11 protein-coding genes are annotated in these 8,088 nt (G+C 68.2%); 4 read left to right on the top strand and 7 right to left on the bottom strand.

The window, feature by feature from the left end:
- Positions 1–145: 145 nt before the first annotated feature.
- Positions 146–412 carry a hypothetical protein gene (locus ACVOK1_RS19410; RefSeq protein ID WP_108768032.1) on the top strand — a complete coding sequence of 89 codons (267 nt, stop codon included), beginning with the start codon at positions 146–148 and terminating at the stop codon, positions 410–412.
- A gap of 29 nt (positions 413–441) precedes the next feature.
- On the opposite strand, the gene ACVOK1_RS19405 is transcribed toward ACVOK1_RS19410, so the two are convergent.
- Positions 442–1,317 carry a hypothetical protein gene (locus tag ACVOK1_RS19405; RefSeq protein ID WP_481562981.1) on the bottom strand — a complete coding sequence of 292 codons (876 nt, stop codon included), beginning with the start codon at positions 1,315–1,317 and terminating at the stop codon, positions 442–444.
- 192 nt (positions 1,318–1,509) lie between these two features.
- Here ACVOK1_RS19405 and ACVOK1_RS19400 point away from each other — a divergent pair, with 192 nt between their 5' ends.
- Positions 1,510–2,307, top strand: coding sequence for a carboxylesterase family protein (locus ACVOK1_RS19400; protein WP_481562980.1), 798 nt, complete (start codon positions 1,510–1,512; stop codon positions 2,305–2,307).
- 65 nt (positions 2,308–2,372) lie between these two features.
- Entirely contained in the window at positions 2,373–3,107 is a 735-nt protein-coding gene (locus ACVOK1_RS19395) for a tetratricopeptide repeat protein (RefSeq protein WP_481562979.1), read from the top strand.
- Between the two features lie 54 nt (positions 3,108–3,161).
- Here the strand turns inward: ACVOK1_RS19395 and ACVOK1_RS19390 are convergent, their stop codons facing one another.
- The 4 genes from ACVOK1_RS19390 to ACVOK1_RS19375 form a co-directional block, all read right to left on the bottom strand.
- A complete protein-coding gene (locus ACVOK1_RS19390) occupies positions 3,162–3,650 on the bottom strand; it encodes an REP-associated tyrosine transposase (protein WP_481562978.1) in 489 nt (162 codons plus the stop codon).
- A gap of 163 nt (positions 3,651–3,813) precedes the next feature.
- Complete coding sequence (locus ACVOK1_RS19385) at positions 3,814–4,764, bottom strand: aspartate carbamoyltransferase catalytic subunit (protein WP_200733420.1); 951 nt, start codon at positions 4,762–4,764, stop codon at positions 3,814–3,816.
- A gap of 15 nt (positions 4,765–4,779) precedes the next feature.
- On the bottom strand, positions 4,780–5,274 hold the full coding sequence (ruvX, locus tag ACVOK1_RS19380) for a Holliday junction resolvase RuvX (RefSeq protein ID WP_481562977.1): 495 nt from the start codon (positions 5,272–5,274) through the stop codon (positions 4,780–4,782).
- A complete protein-coding gene (locus tag ACVOK1_RS19375; protein ID WP_481562976.1) occupies positions 5,267–5,833 on the bottom strand; it encodes a YqgE/AlgH family protein in 567 nt (188 codons plus the stop codon). The genes ruvX and ACVOK1_RS19375 overlap by 8 nt, the downstream gene beginning before the upstream one ends.
- A 78-nt stretch (positions 5,834–5,911) precedes the next feature.
- Here ACVOK1_RS19375 and ACVOK1_RS19370 point away from each other — a divergent pair, with 78 nt between their 5' ends.
- The gene (locus tag ACVOK1_RS19370) at positions 5,912–6,457 is read left to right on the top strand and encodes a DNA-3-methyladenine glycosylase I (RefSeq protein ID WP_116862968.1); all 546 of its coding nucleotides are present in this window, start codon (positions 5,912–5,914) and stop codon (positions 6,455–6,457) included.
- 60 nt (positions 6,458–6,517) lie between these two features.
- Here ACVOK1_RS19370 and ACVOK1_RS19365 read toward each other — a convergent pair whose 3' ends face one another.
- Both ACVOK1_RS19365 and ACVOK1_RS19360 read right to left on the bottom strand, forming a co-directional pair.
- Positions 6,518–7,225 (bottom strand): YitT family protein, encoded by a 708-nt coding sequence (locus tag ACVOK1_RS19365; RefSeq protein WP_108746093.1) that lies wholly within the window; start codon positions 7,223–7,225, stop codon positions 6,518–6,520.
- Between the two features lie 408 nt (positions 7,226–7,633).
- Positions 7,634–7,846, bottom strand: coding sequence for a DUF4287 domain-containing protein (locus tag ACVOK1_RS19360; RefSeq protein WP_108768022.1), 213 nt, complete (start codon positions 7,844–7,846; stop codon positions 7,634–7,636).
- Between the last annotated feature and the right edge of the window lie 242 nt (positions 7,847–8,088).

The following is an 8,088-nucleotide window of genomic DNA, read 5'->3' as shown; positions in this document are numbered from 1 at the left end:
TTGGGGCGTCGGTCGCGCCCCCCGGGCTAGGGCTCGCGCCTCCCCGGGCGACGGCGCAACACGACCTCTACAACGCGCATCTGGAGGGGGTGTGCTCCCCCCGAGGCGCGCTCCTACCCCGACTGCATCAACTCCGGACGCCCCCATGGCCACCACGATTGAAAACTACTTCCAGCCCGGCTGGCGCGAGCAGATGCACACCTGTGCCGCCTGCGAGTGGAAAGGCAACGCGCGGGCGATGGTGATGGAGCTGGACGAGGACGCCACCGAGTACGACTGCCCGGTGTGCGAGAACCCGCTGCTGGTGGTGATGCACCCGGACATGGCGCAGGTGCAGGCCGCCGCTGCCGAGGGCAATGCCGAGGCGCAGGAGCAGCTGGACATCATCGCCAGTTTCCCGCGCCCGGACTGATCCGGCGCTGGCCGATCACCGGGCCCGCACTACGGCGGCGGCGGGCGACGCCCGGAATTCCGCAGCAGCCATGCGGCGCGCGCGCGTGCCTGGTCCAGTTCGTCCGGCGACATCGACAGCCCCAGTGCTTCGGCTACCGAACCTGCTCCGCACATCGAGCCTGTTGCGCAAAGCTGGTGGAGCAGTGGCGAGTCCGCTCCGCAAGGCAGGCCGCGGTCGCAGGCGGCCAGCATCCATGCCGCCGAGTCGGCCTGCGTGCCCGCCGGGTACGGACTGAGGGCCGCCATCGACCCATCACCGGAATAGCCCAACGCCCGCGAGAGTGCCAGATAGGCGTAGGGATCCTGGGCCGACAATGCCAACTCGATCACGCGCTTCTGGTCTGCCGGCGAGGGCTTCGGCTCCCCATACCCCCGCGTGCCCTCGAACACGTCTTCGACCTGCGCGGCAAACGCTCCCTGGTCGGCGGCCACGCGCCGGTATCGCACCCATGCCAGCGCCGCTTCGTTGCCATCGATTCCCTCACAGCGTTGCCCCATCCAGGCCGTGCTGCGGTACTTGGCGGCCCGTTGCCCGGCAGGCATGGCGGAGAGGTCCAACATCTGCGGATCGAAGGACCAGATGCATTCGTTGTAGATGCGGCTGAGCAGGTAGCTGGCCTCAGCATCGCCCGCCAGTGAGCGTTGCTTCAATCCATCGATCATCGGCGACAACCACTTCGCCGATGCGTAGCGGGCCTGCAGATCGGTTTCGAGCGGCTGCCCTGACGGGCGGGCAACCTGCTGCTGCCAGATGCTGCCAGCGCCCTGCGTCTCCTGCCCGGTCGCATGCAGGGACTGCCCGCCCTGCGGTGCCCCCTGCCAGTGCCACTGCACTGCCATCACCAGCACCAGCACCAGCACCACAACCGCGGCCAATCCAACCGCCGCGCGCCTGCCAATACTCACGTTGGCTTCCCATTCCTTTGGTTGTGGCCATTCTGGCGAGGCACGCCGCACAGAGCAACGTGGCCTGTGCGCCGATATTGCGCTGCAGAACGCGCTGTGATCTCGGCCGCGTTACGATGAAAACGATTCCACACCCGCTGAGACGGCTCCATGATCGCTCCCTTCCGCCGCTTGCTGCCGCTGCTGTCCCTGCTGATGCTGGCCGCCTGCGCCAGCACGCCCGACAGCGCGCGTGGCCACTTCGAATCCCGTGCGGTGAAGGTGGACGGGCAGACCGCCTACTACCAGGTCTTCATTCCGGCGGTGGCGGCACGCACGCCCGGCTCGCTGCCGGTGGTGCTGTTCCTGCACGGCTCGGGTGAGCGCGGTCGCGATGGCGTCAAGCAGACCCATGCCGGGCTGGGCCCGTACCTGCGCGAACATGCAACCGACTTCCCGGCGCTGGCGGTGTTCCCGCAGGTGCCCGGCGACGAGGAGTGGAGTGACCACAACAACCGTGTGGCCGTGGCCGCGCTGGATGCCACGATTGCCGAGTTCGGTGCCGACCCCGCGCGGCAGTACCTGACCGGCATGTCGATGGGCGGATACGGCAGCTGGAACATCGCCCTGGACGAACCGCAGCGCTTTGCCGCGATCGTGCCGGTATGCGGCGCGGTGCTGGCCCCGCGCGCGGTGCGCCCCACCCTGTTCGTCGAACAGGTGGCGCACGAAGCTGATCCCTACGCGGCGATCGCGCAGCGCCTGCGGCAGACGCCGATCTGGATCTTCCACGGCGCACAGGACGACGTGGTACCCCCGGCCGATGACCGCCGACTGCACGCTGCTTTCCAGGCAGCCGGCGCGCGCGACGTGCGCTACACCGAATACCCCGACGGCAACCACAACGCCTGGGACGCGACCTACGCCGACCCGGCGATGTGGGCGTGGCTGCTCGCGCAGAAGCGCTGACGGCCGGTCCACGGACTGCTAGGCTGCGGGCTCGGCGCCGGTGGCGGCGCATCAGGGGCGGGACGATGAAGGCAGGGATGCTGCAGGCAGCACTTTGTGTGCTGCTGGCATGTAGTGCGCAGGTGCAGGCACAGGAAGCGGAACCCGACTTCCGGCTGACCACGCTGCAACCCTCACGAATGAACGTCGACAGTGGCCTGGGCCATCATCTGCGCGACGACGTCAGCGCGGCCACGCGCATCACCCAGAGCGGCGACCTGAAAGCGGCCGAACAGCAGCTGCAGGCACCGCTGACGTATTGCCGCACACAACGCGACACGCCTGGGCGCCGCGCCCTCGCCTTCAGCAGGCGCCAGCAGTACGAGCAGTACGTGGCCGAGCACGGCGACGGCACGCCCACCGAATGGCTGGACATCACCTGTGCCTCGGCCCTCCAGCAGCTGGCGTACATCCGGGTGGAGCAACGCCGTTTCGAGGATGCCATCGTGGTGCTGGAGGAAGCCATGGCAATGGCGCCGCTTGATCCGGAAAGCTTCAACGAAATGAGCGTTGCGCTGATCCAGCTGCGGCGCCCGAAGCAAGCACTGGACTTCTACGAGCGCGCGCTTGCGCTGATTGATCGCGACAGCGTATCGATCAAGAGCCGGCCGGTGGCACTACGCGGCATCGGCTTCACCCTGATCGAACTGGGCGAGTTGAAGAAAGCGCGCGCAACCTTCGAGCACGTGCTGGAGATTCAACCGAACGACCCGAAGTCGTTGAACGAGCTGGCCTACATCGACGCGATGGAAGCCCGGTAAGGCCCCGACAGATTGGCAGGGCCTTTGGTAGGTGCCGACCTTTGGTCGGCACTGTCACACCGATTCTGGATGATCCACTGCCTGCAGCGTCCCATCCATGTTCCATCGACACCACGCATGGGGATACTCGCCAAGCTGCGTGGTCAATCCCGCCCTGATCGCATTGCCCAACACGTACATCGCATGACGAAACAGCGACTCATCAGACCGGATTGCGTGATCGTGACAGCTCGATTGCCAGAAACTTCCTGATCGGCCGAGCCTGCGATTGATCTGCAATGCACTGCTCGATTTGAAGCGCTGCATGATGTAGTCCAGCGAGAATGCGCGGAGCTCCACGAGCCAATGAATGTGGTCGGGCATGACCACGTAGGCATGCGACTGCGTCAGGCCTTCCGTGTCAATCCGATGGAGAACGTCCATCACCGCCTGCGCGGCACTGGGATCATCGAAGTAGCGTCGACGCCCGTGGGTGACCGTGGTCAGGATGTAGGAATGGCCGATACGGGAATGGCGGCCAAGCCGCAGGCGTGCGCGGTTCATGGACACGAGCGTGTGCGCGCTGAGGGTCCTTTGCTATCAGACAACCACTGCAATGCGGGTAGGAGCAGTGCCGACCAACGGTCGGCACCCACCAAGGCACCCATCCAGGCAGTTCAGTGCCAACCAACGGTTGGCACCCACCGGCACCCACCCGAGCGGGCGATCAGCCCAGAAGGGTTTCCAGCACGGCCATGCGCACGGCGACGCCGTTGGCGACCTGGCGCAGCACCCACGACTGCGGGCCGTCGGCCACGTCGTCGGTCACTTCCACGCCGCGGTTGATCGGGCCCGGGTGCAGCACCGCTGCATCCTTGCCGGCACGGGCCAGGCGTTCGGCGTTCAGGCCGTACTGCGCGTGGTACTGCTCCAGCGACGGCACCAGGCCCTCTTCCATGCGCTCGCGCTGCAGGCGCAGCATCATCAGCGCGTCGACGCCTTCCAGCATCGCGTCGAAATCATCGCCGACCACGCAGCCCTTCAGGGTCTCGTCGTCCGGCAGCAGCGACTGCGGGCCGCACACGCGGATCTCGCCCACGCCCAGCGTGCGCAGTGCATGCAGGTCGGTGCGGGCCACGCGCGAGTGCTTCACGTCGCCGACGATCACGACCTTCAGCTTGGAGAAATCCGGGCCCTTGGCCTGGCGCAGGGTCAGCATGTCCAGCAGGCCCTGGGTCGGGTGTGAGCTGCGGCCGTCGCCGGCATTGACCAGGGCGGTGCCCTCGCCTGCCGCGGCGGCCAGTGCGGCCACCGCGCCGTCATCAGGGTGGCGCACCACGAAGCCGCGCACGCCCATCGCTTCCAGGTTCTTCAGCGTGTCGCAGGCGGTTTCGCCCTTGCGCGTGGAAGAGGTGGAGGCGTCGAAGTTCAGCACGTCCGCGCCCAGGCGCTGGGCGGCCAGCTGGAACGAGCTGCGGGTGCGGGTGGAGGGTTCGAAGAACAGCGTGCACACCGCCGAGCCGGCCAGCACCTGGCGCTTGTTGCCGACGCGGCCGACGGCGGCATCGCGGATCTGCCCTGCCCGGTCGAGCAGCTGCAGCAGGGTTTCGCGCGGCAGGCCCTCAAGGGTCAGCAGGTGGCGCAGGCGTCCGGAAGCATCGAGTTGCTGGGCAGTCATGGCGGGAGTCGGCAGTCAGGGAATGGGGGTGGCGTCGTCGGGGGACGACAGCCAGCGGTCGATGATCACCGCCGCGGCCACGGCGTCGAGGGCGGCCGCATCACGGCGGCGCTTGCGCCCTTCGGCGCGCTCGACGGCGAAGCGGCGGGCGGCCTCGACCGAGCTGGAACGCTCGTCGATCATCGCCACCGGCAGCTTGAAGCGTTCCCGCAGCTGGCGGGCGAAGCCCTGCGCGCGCTTGCGGTTGGGCTGGTCCTGGCCATCCAGGGTGAGCGGATCGCCCACCACCAGGCCATCGGGCTTCCATTCCTTGAGCAGGCGCTCGATCGCGGCCCAGTCCGGGCCGTTGCCGTGCACATCGACCACGGCCACCGCGCGCGCATGCGCAGCGAAGGCACTGCCGATGGCCACGCCGATACGGCGCGAGCCGACGTCGAACCCAAGCACGGTGCCATCGCGGCGGATGGCCGGGGGGGCAGGAACCGGGGCGGGCGCGGACGGCTCAGACATGGCCGCTGTAACCGGTCAGCCGGAACAGGTCCACGCCGATGCGCGCGGCCGCGCCCTGCCAGCGCTGCTCCAGCGGCAGCTGGAACACCAGCTCGGCATCTGCCGGCACGGTCAGCCAGCTGTTCTCGGCCAGTTCGCTTTCCAGCTGCCCTGCCCCCCAGCCGGCACAGCCCAGGGTGACCACAGCATTGGCCGGGCCTTCACCGCGGGCCATCGCCTCGAGGATGTCGCGCGAGGTGGTCAGGTACAGCCCCTCGCTCACGCGCAGGCTGGAATCCCAGTCGCGCGCGTCGTCGTGGATGACGAAACCGCGCTCGGGATGCACCGGACCGCCGTTGAGCACCACGCGCGCCTGCAGCTCACCATCACCGGTGCTGATGTCCATCTGCGAAAGCACCTCGCCCAGCGTGTATTCGGAAGGCTGGTTGACCAGCACGCCCATGGCCCCGTTCTCGTCGTGCTGGCAGATCAGCGCGACGCTGCGGGCAAAGGTCGCGTCGATCAGCGACGGCAGCGCGACGAGCAGGTGATCGGCAAGGGAGGTAGGCGTTACAGACATGGCGCCATTCTAGCCGGTGGGCGCCTCCGGCGCCTGCACGCCGCGCATAATGGGACGCCCGCCCGCCAGGAGAACACCTTGTCCGGATACTGCCGCATCGCCCCGGGCCACCCGGTGCATGAGTTCTACCACGCCAATGAATACGGCTTCCCGCAGCGCGACGAGCGCGAGCTGTTCGAGCGGCTGGTGCTGGAAATCAACCAGGCCGGGCTGAGCTGGGAAACCATCCTGAAGAAGCGCGAGGGCTTCCGCGCGGCCTACGATGGCTTCGACGTGGACCGCGTGGCGGCCTATGCCGAGCAGGACATCGAGCGCCTGCTGTCCGACGCCGGCATCATCCGCAACCGGCTGAAGGTGCTGGCCGCCATCCACAACGCGCAGGTGATCCAGCAGCTGCGGGCCAGCCATGGCAGCTTCGCCGCGTGGCTGGACGCGCACCACCCGCGCAGCAAGGCCGACTGGGTGAAGCTGTTCAAGAAGACGTTCCGCTTCACCGGCGGCGAGATCACCGGCGAGTTCCTGATGAGCCTGGGCTACCTGCCCGGCGCGCATGCCGAGGATTGCCCGGTGCATGCGCAGCTGCTGAAGCTGGCCCCGCCGTGGGTGCAGGCGGCGGGCCGCTGACGCACATCCGCGGTGGGTCCGGTAGCGCCGGGCCATGCCCGGCGAACGCGGTATGTGCGGTTACACGCCCATGTAACGGCCGGGGCGATGGTTGAACATCAGCACCAGGCTGAGCACCACTGCGCCGATGGCCGAGTACATCACCTTCGACGGCGACAGCACGAAGAACGCGGCCACCATCAAGCAGGCATCGAAGGACATCTGCACCTTGCCGGCGCTCCAGCCGCGGGTGCGCTGCAGGTACACCGCCAGGATGCCGATGCCGCCGAGGCTGGCGCGGTGGCGGATGAAGAACAGGATGCCCAGGCCGGCCAGCGCGCCGCCGACCAGCGCCGAGTACAGCGGCGCGATATGCGCAAAATCAGCCCAGCGCGGCAGGATGTCGGTGAGCACGCCGCAGGCGGTGACCGCGGCGAAGGTCTTGAGGGTGAACTCCCAGCCCATGCGGCGCACGGCCACCCAGTAGAACGGCAGGTTGACCAGCACGAACACCAGGCCGAAGTTCCAGCCCATCGCGTAGTGCAGCAGGAAGGCCGCGCCGGCCATGCCGCCGATCATCAGCCCGCCCTTGGCGAAGATGGCCAGGCCCAGCGAGGCCACCAGCGTGGCCAGGACCATGCCCTGCACGTCCTCGGCGACCGAGTGGCGCAGCGCTTTCTCGTCGGCGGGGGTGCCGGCGCTGTCCGGGGGCGGGGTCAGCGGACCGGCGGTGACGAGGTGGCCGTCAGCGTCGTCGCACGGCGCCGGGCCATGGGATTGGAGGGACATTCGGGTGGGGACCGCAGGTGGGGAGCGGTATTAGACACGATCCGGGTGACAGTTGCAGATGAAATCGTTCAGTTGGGTTGCCAGCGAACGGCGCAGCCCCTCGTGGCTGGGCGGGTTGGCAGCAACAGCCGCGCTTGGCCGGGGGGGGTGGGTGCGCGGGGGACGCCGTGACCCCCCCTCCGGGGCCCGGCCCAGCCGCTGGCGGCTGTGCGTTCGGGCGCTTGCGAAGCAGTGCTTCGCAAGCAAAGCACCCTCACCCTTGGGGGCTCGTAGGCGCCATCCATGGCGCCTCCGGTCCCGCGCCCCACCCCGCCCGGCCTCTGACAATTTCCGTGCTCGTCCAGCCACGTAAAAGAAAAAAGAAGAGCAGGAGCAAACGCGGGTCGCTTCGCTCGTTGGAGCGGCGGGTCAGCGCTGGGCGTTCAGGTGGTGGGCGACCAGGGCGTTGGCGTGGCCGTGGCCCAGGCCATGCTCGGTCTTCAGGTAGCTGACCAGTTCCATGTGTTTCAGGCCCGGCTTCTTCGCCAGCAGGCCCAGCCAGTGCGCCACCGGCTGGCCGTAGGTCTTCTCGATGGAGGGGAAATACGAGGCCGGGCCTTTCGGCTTGGTGTCAGTGCTCATGTGCAGCTCCCGTTGAAAGTCATCCATTCGACGAACCACAGACCCAGAAATCGACATCCCACTCGTCCGACCCAGTGCCGACCAACGGTCGGCACCCACCAAAGCAGAATGCCGTTCCGACAGATCGCGGGAAATTGTCGAAGGCGGGGTGGGGGGGGGGGGGGGGGGGGGGGGGGGGGGGGGGGGGGGGGGGGGGGGGGGGGGGGGCGGAGGGGGGGGCGGGGGGGGGGCGCGGCCCCCGC

The sequence above is a fragment of the Stenotrophomonas sp. STEN087 genome, from assembly GCF_056759115.1.
The sequence above is the reverse complement of the archived record's forward strand: the minus strand, read 5'-3'. Positions and strand labels throughout refer to the sequence as shown.